General features: G+C 63.2%; 15 protein-coding genes. 5 read left to right on the forward strand and 10 right to left on the reverse strand.

Going from position 1 to position 17,610, the window contains the following annotated elements; translation table 11 throughout:
* The 4 genes from PQR54_RS33410 to pilM are packed head-to-tail and all read right to left on the reverse strand — an operon-like array spanning position 1 to position 4,398.
* Entirely contained in the window at positions 1-1,761 is a 1,761-nt protein-coding gene (locus tag PQR54_RS33410) for a type IV pilus secretin PilQ (protein ID WP_408253193.1), read from the reverse strand.
* Positions 1,761-2,693 (reverse strand): hypothetical protein, encoded by a 933-nt coding sequence (locus tag PQR54_RS33415; protein WP_408253195.1) that lies wholly within the window; start codon positions 2,691-2,693, stop codon positions 1,761-1,763. The genes PQR54_RS33410 and PQR54_RS33415 overlap by 1 nt, the downstream gene beginning before the upstream one ends.
* Positions 2,690-3,409, reverse strand: coding sequence for a fimbrial assembly protein (locus tag PQR54_RS33420; RefSeq protein ID WP_408253197.1), 720 nt, complete (start codon positions 3,407-3,409; stop codon positions 2,690-2,692). The genes PQR54_RS33415 and PQR54_RS33420 overlap by 4 nt, the downstream gene beginning before the upstream one ends.
* Complete coding sequence (gene pilM / locus PQR54_RS33425; RefSeq protein ID WP_408253200.1) at positions 3,406-4,398, reverse strand: type IV pilus biogenesis protein PilM; 993 nt, start codon at positions 4,396-4,398, stop codon at positions 3,406-3,408. Before pilM ends, PQR54_RS33420 begins: the two co-directional genes overlap by 4 nt.
* A gap of 254 nt (positions 4,399-4,652) precedes the next feature.
* Here pilM and PQR54_RS33430 point away from each other — a divergent pair, with 254 nt between their 5' ends.
* Entirely contained in the window at positions 4,653-7,052 is a 2,400-nt protein-coding gene (locus PQR54_RS33430) for a penicillin-binding protein 1A (protein ID WP_408253202.1), read from the forward strand.
* Between the two features lie 128 nt (positions 7,053-7,180).
* Here PQR54_RS33430 and cyaY read toward each other — a convergent pair whose 3' ends face one another.
* The gene (cyaY, locus tag PQR54_RS33435; protein WP_310813684.1) at positions 7,181-7,498 is read right to left on the reverse strand and encodes an iron donor protein CyaY; all 318 of its coding nucleotides are present in this window, start codon (positions 7,496-7,498) and stop codon (positions 7,181-7,183) included.
* A gap of 35 nt (positions 7,499-7,533) precedes the next feature.
* Here cyaY and lptM point away from each other — a divergent pair, with 35 nt between their 5' ends.
* Both lptM and lysA read left to right on the forward strand, forming a co-directional pair.
* A complete protein-coding gene (lptM, locus tag PQR54_RS33440; RefSeq protein ID WP_408253204.1) occupies positions 7,534-7,872 on the forward strand; it encodes an LPS translocon maturation chaperone LptM in 339 nt (112 codons plus the stop codon).
* 9 nt (positions 7,873-7,881) lie between these two features.
* Positions 7,882-9,144 (forward strand): diaminopimelate decarboxylase, encoded by a 1,263-nt coding sequence (gene lysA, locus PQR54_RS33445; protein ID WP_408253207.1) that lies wholly within the window; start codon positions 7,882-7,884, stop codon positions 9,142-9,144.
* An 88-nt stretch (positions 9,145-9,232) separates the two neighbouring features.
* Here the strand turns inward: lysA and msrQ are convergent, their stop codons facing one another.
* The 5 genes from msrQ to PQR54_RS33470 all read right to left on the reverse strand — a co-directional run bounded on the left by msrQ (position 9,233) and on the right by PQR54_RS33470 (position 15,421).
* Complete coding sequence (msrQ, locus tag PQR54_RS33450) at positions 9,233-9,937, reverse strand: protein-methionine-sulfoxide reductase heme-binding subunit MsrQ (RefSeq protein WP_408253210.1); 705 nt, start codon at positions 9,935-9,937, stop codon at positions 9,233-9,235.
* An 11-nt stretch (positions 9,938-9,948) separates the two neighbouring features.
* Positions 9,949-10,944 (reverse strand): protein-methionine-sulfoxide reductase catalytic subunit MsrP, encoded by a 996-nt coding sequence (gene msrP, locus PQR54_RS33455; protein WP_408253212.1) that lies wholly within the window; start codon positions 10,942-10,944, stop codon positions 9,949-9,951.
* A 189-nt stretch (positions 10,945-11,133) separates the two neighbouring features.
* Complete coding sequence (ccsB, locus tag PQR54_RS33460) at positions 11,134-12,339, reverse strand: c-type cytochrome biogenesis protein CcsB (RefSeq protein ID WP_408253214.1); 1,206 nt, start codon at positions 12,337-12,339, stop codon at positions 11,134-11,136.
* A gap of 4 nt (positions 12,340-12,343) precedes the next feature.
* Positions 12,344-14,566, reverse strand: coding sequence for a cytochrome c biogenesis protein ResB (locus tag PQR54_RS33465; RefSeq protein ID WP_408253216.1), 2,223 nt, complete (start codon positions 14,564-14,566; stop codon positions 12,344-12,346).
* A 201-nt stretch (positions 14,567-14,767) separates the two neighbouring features.
* Positions 14,768-15,421, reverse strand: coding sequence for a c-type cytochrome (locus PQR54_RS33470; RefSeq protein ID WP_012434559.1), 654 nt, complete (start codon positions 15,419-15,421; stop codon positions 14,768-14,770).
* A gap of 264 nt (positions 15,422-15,685) precedes the next feature.
* Here PQR54_RS33470 and yihA point away from each other — a divergent pair, with 264 nt between their 5' ends.
* Positions 15,686-16,339, forward strand: a complete 654-nt coding sequence (gene yihA, locus PQR54_RS33475; RefSeq protein WP_408253244.1) for a ribosome biogenesis GTP-binding protein YihA/YsxC — start codon at positions 15,686-15,688, stop codon at positions 16,337-16,339.
* A gap of 249 nt (positions 16,340-16,588) precedes the next feature.
* On the forward strand, positions 16,589-17,587 hold the full coding sequence (hemB, locus tag PQR54_RS33480) for a porphobilinogen synthase (protein WP_408253218.1): 999 nt from the start codon (positions 16,589-16,591) through the stop codon (positions 17,585-17,587).
* Positions 17,588-17,610 lie beyond the last annotated feature (23 nt).

Consider the following 17,610-nt stretch of genomic DNA (forward strand, 5'->3'; position numbering starts at 1 on the left):
CTAATTTGTCTGAACGACGCGCGGCGTAATGAAAACAGCCAGTTCGCTGCGCTGGTCGCGATGAGCCCGATGGCGGAAAAGCGCACCCAGAACCGGTATTTTGCCCAGGACCGGAACCCGCGTCACATCGTCCCGGTCGTCGGTCGCATAAATTCCGCCGATCGACACCGTACCACCATCCTCGACCTCGACGCGCGTTTGCACGTGCTTGGTGTTGATCGCGGGCCCGGCGTCGGTCTGTTCGCCGACGCTGTCCTTGGCGACGTCGAGGTCAAGCACCACCCGGCCGTCCGGCATGATTTGCGGCTCGACCTCCAGTTTGAGCGTGGCGCGGCGAAACTGCACGCCCGACACGCCCTGCCCCACTTTCGCCTGATACGGCAGCTCGGTGCCCTGCTCGACGACCGCTTTCATCCGGTCGGCCGTGACCACGCGCGGGCTCGAGACGATTTCGCCGCGCCCCTGCGCTTCCAGCGCGCTCAGCTCGATGTTCAGCAGCCGCGTCGCGCCGGCGGCGAACAAGGTCAGGCCGGCAGTCGCGACGTCGAAGCCGGAAATCGGGCGGGCCGACAGATCGTAGCCGGCGTCGGTCAAGCCTTTCGCGGTGCCGTCGGCGTTCGTGGCCGCCATGGAGAGCTTCACGCCGAGATTGCGCGAAAAACCATGTTCGCCCTCGACGATACGCGCTTCGATCAACACCTGGCGCGTCGGCCGGTCAACGGAGGCGAGCAGCGCCGCAATCTGCGCGAGGCGCCCTTCGAGATCGGTCACGAACAGCAGATTGGTGCGCGGATCGGCAGTCGCGGCACCGCGCCTGGACAGTACGCGTTGAGCGCCCGAACCGGTCAGCAGACGCCTGACGTCTTCGGCGTGCGCGTAGTGCAGCTCGAAAGTGCGGCTCGCGAGCGGCTCGAGATCGGCGGCCCGGGCGTGCGCTTCGAAGCGCTGCCGCTCGCGTGCGGCCAGATCCGCGATCGGGGCGACCCAGATCACGTTGCCGTGGCGCTCCATCGCGAGGCCGTTGACGTCCAGCAGGGTGTCGAACGCGGTGCGCCACGGCACCTTGTCGAGCCGCAACGAGACCGCGCCGCGCACTCTCTCGCTCGCGACGATGTTCAGCCCGGTGAATCGCGCGAACGCATTGAGGACGGCGCCAAGTTCGGCACGCTGGAAATTCAGCGAGATTGGTTTGTCGTCGGGGGCGAGGGCCGCGTCGGCGGCACTGCGTGGCGCGTTGCTCAGACGAGCGAGCGGCGGCAGCGGCACCGGCGGGCCTTCGAGCGTGGCGGCGGCGCGAGCCGACGCAGCGAACTGTCTTCCCAGTGGCACGGAGCCGTCGGAATCGGCATCGGTGTCTGCGTCGCCAGGAGCTGGAGCGGAGGGTTGCCCTCGCGACGGCGACGGCAGTAAACCCTCGGCGTCGTCGGCGGCGGCAGGCTCGTCCGTGCGATTATTCGCCGCTGCCGCACTCATACGCGGTGCGTCTCGATCGTCTGCGGAATCCTGACGAAACGGATTGGGCACCTCGGCGGAAACGTCGCGTGGCAGCGGCGGTGTGCCGTTGTACGAAGCATCGCGTGGCGAGACCGCGTCGTCGAGCGGCATGTAGGCCGGTAGCGGCGGCAGCGGTTGAGTCGAGGCCTGCGTGACGCCGGCGCCCAGCGCCGTGCTAAGACACAGGCCGAGACACACGATCAGGCGAGACGACGCAAGCGTATCAGCACTCGACAAGGCAAAAGGAAATGGCTTCGCCAGTCTCATCAGGAAGCCTCCGTCAGCGCCAACGTGCGTGTCGCGCCGTCCCTTGCCAACGTAATGCCGGACGCGTCCAGCTTCGTGACACGCTCGGCGCCGATCCGCTCTCCGGGCTCGACGCTCGTCACGCCGCCCGGTGTATCGAGCACCGCCAATCCACGCGTGCGATCGCTCAGCACTCCGACCAGACGCATTGACGAGCCATCGGGCAGATCGCCGGCAGCCTGCATTTGCGGCTGCGAAAACGGATCGAAGAAGACAACCTCTTCATCGTCGTCCGAATCGAGGCTGTCGTCGTCGAGTGCTTCCACCGAGTTTGCCGACGACGCCGGCCGCAGCGCGTCGAACACGCGCAGCGTGGCGCTCACCGACAGCGCGGCGGGGTCCCGCTTGACGGTCACATCGACGGGCACGATCAGCACCGGCAGATCGGACAGTCCACGCAGAAATGCCATCAGGTGAACGAAGTCCGTGCGCGCGGTCAGTTGCAGCGGACGCATGCTCTCAACGCCCGCGCCGCTCACCGCACCGGGTTCCACCGCCAGCAACGCGACGCTATTTTGCGCAGCCAGTTCGGAGACGATGCGGACGTCGTCGGCGGAGCTCCACGGCCCTGAGGAACGCGCAGTCGAAGCAGCAACCGGCATGGCGGCAGCTTCGCGGCGCAGCGCAGGCAATTGCGCCAGTGCGTGCCGCGCGTTTGCGAGACGCAAGCGACTGGCCTCCAACGCCACCCGGCTCGCTTCGACGCCACCGAGATCGGCCACCACCCAGCCGTGCGCGCCCAAACCGAACACCACGACGGCAATCAGCAAGGCGACCAGCCAGCGGCGGCGCCGGCTCCATGCATCGAGCGGCACGCGCACGCGCTTCATCCAATGGGAAAGAAAAAGCCGCGCGTTTGCCGCGCCGCCGAACTCGACAAAGATCGTACTCATTTCGCACCTCTTGATTGTTCAGACTTCACAGGACGCTGCGTGGACGACCCAGCCGGGCGAGCCGCTTTTTGCACCGGTTCGCTCCAACGCAGATGCGCGCCGAATTCGATCGGACCGGCCAAGCTCGCCTGTGCAACCGCACCGCCGCGCGGGACCGAACGATGCAGGTCGCTCACCTCCGCCCCCTTCACGCCGCGGATCGCACTCAAGCGCTTGAGCCACTCGGCCGAAGCGAGATGTCCACGCGACGTCGCCAGCAACTCGGTCTCGTCTTCGCGCTGACGCAACTGCTGCAACACCACACCGTCGCCCGGTTCGAAACTCAGCGCGTCGAGCAGGTCGCGTAGATGTACGAGCGGTTCCGACAGGCTTTTTGCGCGGGCGCCGTTCTGCCGCTGTTCGTCTCGCGCGCGCAGCAACGTGGCGTGCTCGGCGAGCGGCGCCGATAGCTGCGTGAACGTGTGTTCAATCGACACGCGCTGTGCCTCGAGCCGCGCCCTCTCGATTGCCTGCCAGGCGGCCAGTGCGAAGACGGCGACAAAACCGGCGCAAACCGCGGCAATCCATTCGAGCACGCGCCGCCGGCGCGCAAGCCGCGCATTGCGTTGCCGATAAGGCAGCAGATTGAAACCCCCGAGCCACGATCGCGCGAAGCGCGTGCCGCGTTCCGGCGCTCGCGTGTTCGAGGCCGCCGCACGCAACAGGCCGCCCGTCATTCGAGCACCCCGCGCAACGCAAGTCCGAATGCGACCGCGCCGGACGGGTCGAGCAACAGCGAATCGTCCAAGGGTCGAGCGACGCCGCCGAGCCTCGCGCATTCGAACGGCAGAACCGTGCAGCCCAATACGTCAGCGATATCCGCAGTCGAGAAACCCACGCCGCCGAGCAGATCGACCTCGCCGCTCACCAATGCGCAGTCGAGTTCCGGGCCGTGCGCCAGATCGCGCAACGCATCGGCGAGATCGGTGTGTTCCGGCGCGGGGTAGCGCATTTCGCGGGCGACGATGTCGTCCACGATGCGCCAGCCGTACACGCCGTCCGTGCCGATCCACAACGCGACATACGGCTCGTGCGGATCGAGCTCGTAACTCGCCGCGTAGCGCATGGCGCGCAATGCGGCATGCGGCTCACCGTCGATGGCCGTGAGCGAGATGCCGGCAATCGCCGCGCATTCGATTCGCGCTTCGAGATGTTGCCGCGCGGTCGCGGCAATGGTCACGGAGCGGACCGGCGCATACGCTTCGTCGAGATACCAGTCGACAGCGAGAGCATGCCGCTCGAGGCCCGCAATGCGCTCGACTTCGCTCATTACCGCCGGCTCCAGCTCGGCCAACTGATGCCCGCCGTCTTCCGAACAACCGCTTTGCGCGGCAAGCCGCGTGAGCGGCACTGTGGTGGTCATGGTCGCCGATGCGGGCAGCGCCATCGCGCACCGCAAGGCCTGCGTCGCGCATGCATGCGGCAGATCGGCGAACGCGTCGCGCAACGCACGCGCCACCGCGTGCCGGTCGGCAATCTCGCTGCCGGCCATCGCACCGGCGACAAGCGGGACCGTGCTCGCGTATTCGATATGCAGCGCGCCTGGTGAACGCACGCGCTGACTCAGCACGACCAGACGCACAGTCTGCGAGCCCACATCAATCCCCGCGGCGAAACGCTGCGCGCCGGGTTGCACTGCCTGAAGCCAAGATCTTTTCCACGCCATCACGCCCTCCCTCTGACTCACGCGACGAACCATTCGAACGCGAGTGATGAGGAAGAATTGTGCGTAGCCGCGCCGCCGCGCGACACTCAGCCAAACGGCTAACGTTGAGCAACGCACGACCTGCACGCCATCAAAGCGACTACAGTGAAGTCATTCCCGCGCGGCGCGCAGACTTGTCAAGAAGTGTCAGTAAGCATGCCGAAAGCTGAAAAGCGAGGCGGCTATAATCGCGGGACTGCTTTTTTGGTGCCTACATGCAATCCACGTCTTCTACGTCCCCGCCGCCCGCGCCTAAAAAGCGCAAACGCCCGTTGTGGCTGAAGCTCATCCTGGGCTTCGTCGGTCTGATCGTCGCAGGCATTCTGTGCGTGCTGCTGGTGCTCGGCTATGCGCTTGTCGTCGCCACGCCCAATCTGCCGTCGCTCGATGCGTTGACCGACTATCGTCCGAAGGTGCCGCTGCGCATCTATACGGCCGACCATGTGCTGATCGGCGAATTCGGCGAGGAACGGCGCGACATCGTCCATATTCAGGATGTGCCCGATAGCCTGAAGAAGGCGATCCTCGCCATCGAAGACGCGCGCTTCTACGATCACGGCGGCGTCGACCTCACGGGCATTGCGCGCGCGGGCTTCGTCGCGCTGACTAACGGCCACGCCACGCAAGGCGCAAGCACGATCACCATGCAGGTGGCGCGCAACTTCTTCCTTTCGAGCGAAAAGACCTACACGCGCAAGATCTACGAGATGCTGCTCGCGTACAAGATCGAGTCGAAGCTGTCCAAAGATCAGATTCTCGAGGTGTACATGAATCAGATCTATCTCGGCCAGCGCGCCTACGGATTTGCGAGCGCGGCGCGCGTGTATTTCGGCAAGGACCTGAAGGATCTGACATTGGCGGAATCGGCCATGCTGGCCGGTTTGCCGAAGGCGCCGTCCGCGTATAACCCGGTGGTCAATCCGAAGCGTGCGAAGGTGCGTCAGGAGTACATCCTGCAGCGCATGTACGAGTTGCACTACATCACGCAGGAACAATACGACGAAGCGAGCAAGCAGCCGCTCGTGGTCAAGGGCGCGGGCAAGGAATTCAGCGTGCACGCGGAGTACGTAGCAGAAATGGTGCGTCAGATGATGTACGCGCAGTATCGCGAGGAAGCCTATACGCGCGGCCTGAACGTGGTGACCACGATCGATTCGGCCGATCAGGACGTCGCGTACCGCGCGCTGCGCAAAGGTCTGATGGACTACGAACGGCGTCACGGCTATCGCGGTCCGGAGGCGTTCATCGATCTGCCGTCCGACGCCGACGACCGCGAACAGGCCATCGACGACGCGCTGCTCGAACACCCGGACAACGGCGAGATCATTGCCGCCGTGGTCACCGCGGCGAGTCCGAAACAGGTGCAGGCTGCTTTCATCGACGGCAATGTCGCGACGATCCAGGGCGACGGCCTGCGCTTCGCGCAGTTCGCGCTCGGCCCGCGCGCGCAGCCGAATCAACGTGTACGGCCCGGCGCGATCATCCGGCTCGTCAAGAACGACGACGGCAACTGGTCGATCACGCAATTGCCGCAAGTGGAAGGCGCGTTCGTTTCGGTGATCCCGCAAGATGGCGCGATCCGCGCGCTGGTCGGCGGCTTCGACTTCAACAAGAACAAGTTCAATCACGTCACGCAGGCGTGGCGTCAGCCGGGGTCGAGCTTCAAGCCGTTCATCTATTCGGCGTCGCTCGAAAAAGGACTCGGGCCGGCAACCGTGATCAACGACGCGCCGCTTTTCTTCAGCGCGGCTGAGACCGGCGGCCAGGCGTGGGAGCCGAAGAACTACGGCGGCGGCTTCGACGGCCCGATGACCATGCGCACCGCGTTGCAGCGCTCGAAGAACCTGGTGTCGATTCGTATCCTGAACCAGATCGGCACGAAGTACGCGCAGCAGTACATCACGCGTTTCGGCTTCGACGCGGATCGTCACCCGGCTTATCTGCCGATGGCGCTGGGCGCCGGTCTCGTCACGCCGTTGCAGATGGCGGGTGCGTTCTCGGTGTTCGCCAACGGCGGCTATCGGGTCAATCCGTATCTGATCGCCGAAGTCACGGATCAGCGCGGCATGGTGGTCGCGCATGCGCAACCGCTGGTGGCCGGGCAGAGCGCGCCGCACGCGATCGAGCCGCGCAATGCGTACGTGATGAACAGCCTGCTGCAAAGCGTCGCGCAACGCGGCACTGGCGCCAAGACCAACGTGTTGAAACGCACTGATCTCGCCGGCAAGACGGGCACGACCAACGACTCGCGCGACGCGTGGTTCGCCGGTTATCAGCACACGCTCACGGCCATTGCGTGGATCGGCTACGACAACCCGCGCAGTCTCGGCGACAAGGAAACCGGTGGCGGCCTCGCGTTGCCCGTGTGGGTCGAATACATGGGCCGCGCGCTGAAGGGTGTGCCGGAGTACAAGATGCCGAAGCCCGACGACGTCACGGAAATCGGCTCAGAGCTTTATTTCGACGACTTCACGCCGGGAAATGGTTTCGTTGCCGCGGTCGGCGTCAGTCAGGCGACACTGGATGCGCAGTCGAGTGCTGCGTCGGCGGCGGCGCCTGAGCAGGTCGGCGAGCAGGAGAAGCAGGACATCATGAATCTGTTCCGGGGACACTGACGGACGCGTTCACACAGTCCGGTAGAAAAGCAAACGGCCGCGCTCAATGCGCGGCCGTTTGCTTTGTACTGTGCGATCAGAACCAACCGATTCGGCCGCTCTGGCGGCGCTCGCCCAATCGGCGGATCTTACGCTTCGAAGTGAACCGGCTCGCCGGCCTGCTGCGTCGCGTACTCCGACAACGCGGCGAAAAACTCCGTGCCGCTGCGCGTATCACGCCATTCACCATCGACGAAACGGAAGTGGAAACCGCCCGCTTTCGCGGCGATCCAGATCTCGCTCATGGGCGGCTGAAGGTTGACGATGATCTTCGTGCGGTTCTCGAATTCGAGGGTCAGGACGTTGCCGCTGCGCTCCAGTTCGATGTCGGCATCCGTGTCGTCGAGCGCGCGTTCGATGGCGGCTAGCGCGGCTTCCGCGCGGGTCAGGTATTCACTATCGGACATGCTAAACTCCATCGATTATTTATTCAGGGACAGTCATGCGAGTCGTATCTCGGATGCGCGCGGCGGCGCCCGGCCGCGCGATTGTAGCGGTTTTAGCCATTCTCGCAGGTTGTGCACTTGCTGGCTGCGGACAACGCGGTTCGCTCTATTTGCCCAACGTGCCGCCGCTACCGGCCAAGCCGACCGATCGCACGCAAACGCCGGACGTCGCGCAACCCGCGCCGGCTACATCCACCGACATGAGCACCGTCCCGGATACCTCCGGCACGCCGCTTTCGTTGGCGCCGGAAAACGAACTCGCCGCGCCGCCCGCCTCCGCTGCATCCGCCACGGCGGCTCCGCTGCCTGCTTCCGCTGCCACACCTGTTCAATAAGACTTTCGCATGACTCGATCCGCATTTGACTACGTCGACGGCGTGCTGCACGCCGAAGGCGTGTCCGCCGTCTCCCTCGCCGAGCAGTTCGGCACGCCGCTGTACGTGTACTCCCGCGCCGCGCTCACCGAGGCGTGGAACGCTTACGCAGGCGCTTGCGCAGGCCGTCGCGCGAGCGTTCATGTCGCCGTGAAGGCCAATAGCAATCTCGCGGTGTTGAACGTGTTCGCGCGCCTCGGCGCCGGCTTCGACATCGTGTCGGGCGGTGAACTGGCGCGCGTGCTGGCCGCCGGCGGCAAAGCGGAAAACACCGTGTTTTCCGGCGTCGGCAAGAACGCGGACGAAATGCGCGACGCGCTCGCGGCCGGCGTGAAATGCTTCAACGTCGAATCGATTCCCGAACTCGACCGCCTGAATGCGGTTGCCGCGGCAATGGGCAAGAAGGCGCCTGTCTCGCTGCGCGTGAATCCGGACGTCGACGCGAAAACGCATCCGTATATTTCCACCGGCTTGAAGTCGAACAAGTTCGGCGTCGCGTTCGAAGACGCGCGCGCCACGTATCAGGCGGCCGCGGCCATGGCGAATCTCGAGGTGGTCGGCATCGACTGCCATATCGGCTCGCAGATCACTGAAGTGGCGCCGTATCTCGACGCCGTCGACAAGGTTTTGGAACTGGTCGAGCAGATCGAGCAGGACGGCGTGAAGATTCGTCACATCGACGTGGGCGGCGGCCTCGGCATCACGTACGACGATGAAACGCCGCCGGAAATCGGCGAGTTCGTGCGCACCGTGCTCGATCGCATCGAAGCGCGCGGTCACGGCCATCGTGAGGTGTATTTCGAGCCGGGCCGTTCGCTGGTCGGCAATGCCGGCGTGCTGCTCACGCGCGTCGAGTTTCTGAAGCCGGGCGCGGAAAAGAATTTCGCTATCGTCGACGCAGCCATGACCGATCTCGCGCGCCCCGCCATGTACGAGGCGTATCACGCGATCGACCCTGTGGTGAAGCGCGACGTGCCGGCGCACGTGTATGACGTGGTTGGTCCGGTTTGCGAGAGCGGCGACTGGCTTGGACGTGAGCGTCTGCTGTCCGTTGAAGCGGGCGATCTGCTCGCGATTCGTTCGGCCGGCGCGTATGGCTTCGTGATGAGCTCAAACTACAACACACGTCCGCGCGCGGCTGAGGTGATGGTTGATGGTACACAGGTTCATGTGGTCCGCATACGCGAAGAGATGAAGCAGCTGTTTGCGGGCGAAAGCATTCTGCCGGCATAACCTTCAACAGTTGCTCCAACATCAAAAAAGGCGATGCCACTGTGGCATCGCCTTTTTCTGTTTACGACGCGAGGCGCACCAACGCCCGTCAGCGAGTCTTCAATTTCCTGTCACGCAGCCACACGATCAAACGCCAACCAAGCAACGCCACCATGATCGCGCCGTAAATCTTCGGCAGGATCAGATCGTGTTTGCCGGCCTTCATCCACCAGAAGTGCAGGATCGCGAGCGCGCCGATCGCATAGATGGACCGATGCAGCATCTGCCAGCGGCGCCCAAGCTTGCGCACCATCGCGCGCGGCGAGGTGACGGCCAATGCGATCAGCAACACGAACGCCGCGAAGCCCACCGTGATGAACGGCCGCTTGCCGATGTCCTTGATGATCGCGGCGACGTCGAACCACTTGTCGAACCAGAGGTAAGTGGTGAAATGCAGCGTCGCGTAGAAGAACGCATAGAGTCCGAGCATGCGGCGAAAACGCACCAGCGCGGCAACACCGGTGAGTCTGCGCAACGGCGTTACGGCCAGCGTGATGCAGAGGAAGACGAGCGTCCATAGACCGGTCGAGCGCGTGATGAACTCGATCGGATTTGCGCCCAGCCGGTCAGTCACGCCGAACAGCACGATACGCGCGAGCGGATACCACGCGGCGATGAATACCGCGATCTTGGCAGGCACTATCCAGCGCGCGCCAGTTGTGGGCCGCTTTGCCGTCGTCGTTTTCGCTGACGCCTGCGCGCGCGGTGCTTTGCGTTCGGTCTGCGTGGCGGATTGCGTGTCAGAGGAAGCCATGTTCACGCCGCTCAGAAATTCTTCTTCAGGTCCATGCCCTGATAAAGCGACGCGACCTGATCGCCGTAGCCGTTGAACATCAACGTCTTGCGCTTGGGCGTGAAGAAACCGTCTTCGCCAATACGGCGCTCGGTCGCCTGACTCCAGCGCGGATGATCGACGTTCGGATTCACATTCGAGTAAAACCCATACTCGTTCGACGCGTATGTGTTCCAGCTGGTCGGCGGTTGCTTATCGAGGAAGCGGATCTTCACCAGCGACTTCGCGCTCTTGAAGCCGTATTTCCAAGGCACCACGACGCGCACCGGCGCGCCGTTCTGATTGGGCAGCACCTGGCCGTAGAGGCCCATCGTCAGCAACGTCAGCGGATTCATCGCTTCGTCCATGCGCAGCCCTTCGGAGTACGGCCAATCGAGCACGGGCGTCGACAGCCCGGGCATTTGCGACGGATCGGCCAGCGTGATGAATTGCACGTATTTGGCGTTGCCCGTCGGTTGCACGCGCTTGATCAATTCCGCGAGCGGCACGCCGATCCACGGAATCACCATCGACCACCCTTCGACGCAGCGCATTCTGTACACGCGCTCTTCGAGCGGCGCGAGCTTGAGCAATTCGTCGATGTCGTAGACCTTGGGATTCTTGATCTCACCCTCGACGCTCACCTTCCACGGATGCGCCCGCAGCGTCCCGGCGTTATGCGCGGGATCGGCCTTGTCGGTGCCGAACTCGTAGAAATTGTTGTACGTGGTGATGTCCTTGTACGGCGTGATCTTGTCGAGCGCGACGAATTTGGCATTGGTTTTCGCCGCCAGCTTCTGCGCCTTCGGGTCCGGCGACGTGTAAGCCGCCATCGCCTCGCCGTTCACCCCGATCAGACTGCCCAGCGCCACCGCGCCGGCCGTTTGCAACACGCGCCGCCGGTTCTGAAAAACACGTTGCGGCGTGATTTCGCTGCGCGCAATGTCGTCGCCGATGAGTTGAATTCTGTCGCTACGCTTGATCCACATCGTGCTGCTCCTTACCGGCCCATCGGTCTATGCATATCAAGGGGCCATGTTGATGATCGCTCGTCCGTCCAGCCATCTATAGGTACTGTGAGGGCGAACACTTTGGATGCAGCGGATATTCCATCAGCCATAAAAAAACCGCCGGTGCGCAGCACGCGGCGGTTTTGAGTCGGTTCAGCGCGGCAGATCTTACAGCTTGCCGTAGCTATGCAGGCCCGACAGGAACATGTTGACGCCGAGGAAGGCGAAGGTCGTCACCAGCAGGCCAGTCAGCGCCCACCATGCCGCGACCGCGCCGCGCAGGCCCTTCATCAGACGCATGTGCAGCCAGGCTGCATAGTTCAGCCAGACGATCAGCGCCCACGTTTCCTTCGGGTCCCAGCTCCAGTAACCGCCCCAGGCTTCAGCGGCCCACAGCGCGCCGAGAATCGTGGCGATCGTGAAGAACGCGAAGCCGACGGCGATCGACTTGTACATCACGTCGTCGAGCACTTCGAGCGCCGGCAGGCGATCGGCCAGCACGCCGCGCTCTTTCGCCAGATACGCGACACCCACCATGGCAGACAGCGCGAAGCTGCCGTACCCGATGAAGTTCGCCGGCACGTGAATCTTCATCCACCAGCTTTGCAGTGCGGGAACCAGCGGCTGGATCTGCTGCGCGTCGCGCGCCACCGAATACCACATCAGGAAGCCGACTGCGGCGCTGATCACCAGCAGCACGAACGCGCCGAGCGCGCGGGTGTTGTAGTGCTGCTCGTAGTACAGATAGAACAGCGCGGTGATCAGGCTGAACAGCACGAACACTTCGTACAGGTTCGAAATAGGAATATGGCCGACGTCCGCGCCGATCAGGTACGACTCGTACCAGCGCACCATCAGGCCGACAAAGCCCATCAGCACAGCCGCCCACGTCATTTTCGAGCCGATCGCGGCGCCGGTCGGCGAGCGCGACAGCAGGCCGATCCAGTAGAACACCGTGGCGAACACGAAGAGCGCGCTCATCCACAGAATCGCGGACTGGCTCGACAAGAAATATTTGAGGAAGAAAGCGTTATCGGCGCGGCTGAGATCGCCGTGATAAATCTGGATGGCCAGCAGCGACAGCGCGGCGATGCCGACCATCAGCGGCCGCACCGGTTTCCAGCGCCAGCCGAGCACCACGAAAACCGGCACGGCGCAGCAGAGCACCAGCTTGTCGTAGTAGTTCATGAACGGGTGATAGCGCGATAGCGCGAACCCGGCGCCCGCGACCATTGCGAGGGCAAACAGCCAGTCGACAATGCCGAGCCGTTTCAGCAACGGCCGTTCGTCGTACTCGCCGATGTTGAGCGACTCGCCTGCCAGCGCCTTCTGGGGCCGCGAGGAGGGAGATTGGGAAACCTGAGTCAAGTCCATGATCTTACCGGGTCGAATCTTGTGAGCTTGCGGACGGCGCGCCGGCGTTGCCGGATTGAGCGGAGGCGCCGGCGGCGTCGGGTGCTTCAACGAGTTTGGCGCCCAGTGCGGCGCCTACCGCGTCGCGCGTCTGAACGAACTCTTTCTCGAAGTCGAGCGTCTTGCGCGCGCTCGACATCGCCATCACGACATTCGTGCCGTGCTCGGTGTCTTTGAGCCAGAACCAGAGGCGCCGTTCGCGGACGTAGAACATCGAAAAGATGCCCAAAACGAGGAGCAGGCTGCCAAGATACACGACTTTTTTGCCCGGTGCGCGCGTCAGCTGAAATACCGAAGCTTGCACCTGCTTGAATGAGTCGAGTTGTAAGTAGACCGGCGATCCATACAAAAAGCTGTCGGATATCGCGTTGATCGAGCTTTGGATGAAGCGGCTGGCGTCGGCATTGGCCGTCGCCTGAGGCTCGCCGAGTTGCTGGCGGGACAGCTGATACAGGTCCCACGTCGAGCCTTCCAGCATGCGCAGCAGCAGGCCGGCGGCCTTTTCCTGCTCGCCCTTCGGCACCGAATGGTCGATAAAGCCGGCGATCGCCTGGAAGCCACCGACCGTCTGGCCGTTCGGCATCTTGATGCTGTTATCTGCGCCAGCAAAAAGGGTCAGCACGCGCAGCGCGCTTTCCTCCAGATGCTGTTGCAGTTCGGCATTCGAGCCGGGCACCGAGCGCAGCGCGAAACTGTGCGCCGCCGAAGCGCGCATGGCCGGGTCCTCGAGCGTCGCACGCAGGTTCATCCATTCCTTGACGGTGCCGCCGCTGTCGGCGGGAATGCGCAGGTAGCGGAACGGATCGTCCGGGTTCAAGCGCATGCCGGCGAGGAACATCTTTTCGCCGGACACGTCGACCGGCAGCATGTAGTTGTTGTACTCGCGCGCCTGGCCGTCCTTGTCGCGCACCTTGTATTGCACCGACGGCCCGACGTTGTGCAGATCGAGCGGCTTCGAGGTCTTCGCGCCTGAGCCAAGGCGTTCGTCGAAAGCTTCTTTCAGCGTGCGCTGCGCCGCGACACCGCGCGCGTCGGTCTGGCCGCTGCCGTTCTGGATGTTTTCGACGTTGATCGCGCGGAAATCCGTGAATTCGACCGTCTGGCCGTCGGCGAGCGGCGTGGCCGTGCTCAACGGCGCGTTACCGCCGATCGTGCCGCCGAACGGCGCGGTTTTCGCGCTTGCGCCGCTCATCGGGTAGGCCGTCATCTGCATTTGCGAGCCGCCGTCCTGGAAGCTCGACTGATAGATCGACACGCCGTCGTAGGTGAACGGCTTGTTCACTTCGACGCGCGCCGGCACGCGCGCGCCCGTCTTGTGATCCACCACCACGATGTCGCTCGCGAACAGCTTCGGCATGCCCGTCGAGTAGTAATCGACGATGAACTTGTTCAGTTCGATCGAAAACGGCAGATCCTGGATCAGCGAGCCGTCCGGCTGGTTGAGAATCGCCGTGGACACGTGCTGGCCTTCCGGCACCCATGCATAGCCGCGGAACGTTGGGTTGGACTGCGAGAGACGATGATCCGGCGTGATGTCGTTGATCACCGTGTTGGCGCGGATCGGCGACTTGTCGAACAGCCACATCTGCAGCTTGATCGGCAGATTGCTGTCGAGCAGACCGCCGAGGCAGATCACCACGATCGCGAGGTGAGCCGAGATGTAGCCGAACTTGGTCAGCGCGCCGCGCTTGGCGGCGATCAAGGTCGCGCCGTCGGACTCACGCGTGACGAACTTGTAGCCGAGCTTCGCCGAGAGCCGCGCGAGCAGCGCCGCGGTCTGCGCGCGGGAGCCATGCACCGCGAATTCGCCCTTGTGATGGAAGGCGCGCAGGCTGCCTTCGCGGACCTTGTCCTTCCAGCTCTTTACGTCGGCGATCATTTTCGGCGCATTGCGGATCACGCACAGCGACACCGACACCATCAGGAAGCCGAGAATCAGCATGAACCACCACGAGCTGTACACCGTGTACAGGCTAAGCGAGCGGAAGATGTCCGCCCAGAACGGGCCGAACTGATTGACGTAATTGGGATACGGATCGTCCTGCGTGAGGACGGTACCGATGATGCTGGCGATCGACAGAATCACGAGCAACGAAATGGCAAAACGCATCGAACTCAAGACTTCGACGACGCTGCGCATGACCCGATTGCTCGACTTCGACTGCAAACCCGACGTGGTGACGCTCATTCATACTCCGACTGAACAGCAAAAAAGGGTGAAGGGCTGTCGTAGGCACGACGCCCTCACCCTTTTCTTGTTTTGTACCGGCCTCGCCGGGCCGGTTGCACTTGCGTGCGGACTTGTGAGAAAACGCCGGGCCGCCCCAGGTTTTCTCACGCCCCCGCGTGGGGTCCTGGCGCAAAGCGCCAGGTTCGGGGGCACTCTATCCTAGTGCAAGCCCGCGATGTAATCGGCTACTGCCTTGATCTCACTATCCGACAGACGCGTTGCAATCGCATGCATCGGCTCGTTGTTGTTGCGTGCGCCCGGACCTTGCGTGAACGCGAGCAACTGCGCCACCGTGTATTCCGACCACTGTCCCGAGAGCCGCGGATACTGCGACGGAATCCCTTGACCGGTCGGCCCGTGACAGCTCGCGCACGCCGGTACGCCCTTGTCCGCGATCCCGCCGCGATAAATCTTCTGGCCAAGCGGAACGGTGTCTTTGTTGTGCGCGTAGCCTGGTTTCGGGGTCTGCGCCGCGAAATAGGCCGCGACGTTGACCATATCCTGATCGGACAGCGCCGCCGCCATGCCCGCCATGATCGCATTGTTGCGCGCTGGCTGCTTGGCGCCCGGCTGGGTCTTGAAGTCCTTGAGTTGCTTGACGAGATACTCCGGGTGCTGGCCCGCCAGCTTCGGGTACGCGCCGCCGGCACTGTTGCCGTCTGCCCCGTGACATGACGCGCATACCTGCACCGCGATTGCCTGCCCCCGATTGACGTCCGGCTTTGCCGGTTCTGCTGCTCGTGCCTGAATTGCCAAACCTGAAAGACCTGCCGCTACATGAAGCACCATCAGAGTCTTGCTCAGTCGATTCATTCGCACACCCTGTCTCGTCTTGTGGGATTTTTAGAGAGCCCCTAGACCTGCCGCTACGCGCCAGGCCCGGCGTTTTCTTGAAGGTTTTGCAAAACACGACGGCGACCGAGTGACCGCCAGGAGCCGCCAAGGCACGTGGGCTGGCCCCCTCAGGTTTTCAGTAAACCATCGTATTGTACAATAACTCGCTAATCGCTAAGACGCCAGTCGGGCTTGACCCGTCCCCACTCCGGGTTCCCCGGCGTCTCGAATCTCGGCCTGATCATGTCCTTCCTGCTCCACCAATCCCGCTTTTTCACGACCGTCAATCACTTGCGTGATCTGCCGGCCACTTCGCAACCCGAGATCTGCTTTGCGGGGCGCTCGAACGCGGGCAAGTCGACGGCGATCAATATTCTGTGCAATCAAAAGCGGTTGGCCTTTGCCAGTAAGACGCCGGGGCGCACGCAGCATATCAACTACTTTTCGGTGGGCAAGGCGGACGAGCCGACCGCGCATCTGGTCGATCTGCCGGGCTACGGCTACGCGGAAGTGCCGGGCGCCGCCAAGGCGCATTGGGAAGCGCTACTGTCCACCTATCTGCAAACGCGCTCGCAACTGCGCGGCATGATCCTGATGATGGACTCGCGCCGCCCGTTGACGGATCTGGATCGCCGCATGATCGAGTGGTTCGCGCCGACCGGCAAGCCGATCCACACGCTCCTGACCAAGTGCGACAAATTGACACGCCAGGAAAGCATCAACGCGTTGCGTGCGACGCAGAAAGGTCTGGCCGAGTACCGCACCGCCGGCTATCAGGGCGAACTGACGGCTCAGCTGTTCTCCGCGCTCAAACGCGTCGGCATCGACGAAGCGCACGAGCTGATCGAAAGCTGGCTGATCCCCGACGACAAGGGCGAAACGGACGCCGCTCGGTAAGCGAGGCGAGCGTCGCAGGCAAGCACAGAAACGCTATTCCGGCCGCCCATAAAAAAACCCGCCGCTTTAACGGCGGGTCAAACAGCCTAATCGAAAAACGACAGGCACCCGCTCAGGGAGGAGAAGCGGGGAGGTCAGCGCAAGGCGCCTTGCTCGATCGGTATGATATACCATTGTCTCGAAAAGTTTCCGGGAGCGGAGGCAGGCGTTACTTGTCCACTCCACACATCCACGTTTCCTAGATTCGCTATGAGCTTCTATCCGCACCACCGTCCGCGCCGCATGCGCCGCGACGACTTCTCGCGCCGTCTGATGCGGGAAAACATCCTCACCACCAACGATCTGATTTACCCGGTCTTTATCGTCGAAGGCACCAACGTGCGGCAAGCCGTGCCGTCGATGCCGGGCGTCGAACGCGTGTCGGTCGATCTGCTGATGGGCGTCGCTGAACAATGCGTCGAACTGGGCGTGCCCGTGCTGTCGCTGTTTCCGGCAATCGAGCCGTCGCTGAAAACGCCCGATGGCCGCGAGGCGACCAACCCGGCCGGTTTGATTCCGCGCGCGGTTCGCGAACTGAAGAAGAATTTCCCCGAGCTGGGCGTGCTCACCGACGTGGCGCTCGACCCGTACACGAGCCACGGCCAGGACGGCGTGCTCGACGAAGCCGGCTATGTCATCAACGACGAGACCGTCGAAATCCTGGTCGAACAGGCGCGTGCGCAGGCTGAAGCGGGCGTCGATATCGTCGCGCCTTCGGACATGATGGACGGCCGCATCGGCGCGATCCGCGAAATGTTCGAGAGCGAGGGTCATGTCCACACACGGATCATGGCTTATGCGGCCAAGTTCGCGTCGGCGTTTTACGGCCCGTTCCGCGACGCCGTCGGTTCCGCGACGAACCTCGGCAAAAGCAACAAGATGACCTACCAGATGGACCCGGCCAATTCGAATGAAGCGCTGCGCGAAGTGCAAGCGGACATCAACGAAGGCGCGGACATGGTGATGGTCAAGCCCGGCATGCCGTATCTGGACATCGTGCGTCGCGTGAAGGACGAGTTCCAGTTTCCGACGTACGTGTATCAGGTGAGCGGCGAGTACGCGATGCTGAAAGCGGCCGCGCAGAACGGCTGGCTCGATCACGACAAGGTGATGATGGAATCGCTGCTGGCTTTCAAGCGGGCGGGTGCCGACGGAGTGCTGACCTATTTCGCATTGGATGCCGCGCGGATTTTGCGTTCGCAGAAGTGACTCGACGAGACGCCTTGCGGGCG

Source organism: Paraburkholderia phytofirmans (assembly GCF_046028095.1).
Classification (GTDB): domain Bacteria; phylum Pseudomonadota; class Gammaproteobacteria; order Burkholderiales; family Burkholderiaceae; genus Paraburkholderia; species Paraburkholderia phytofirmans_A.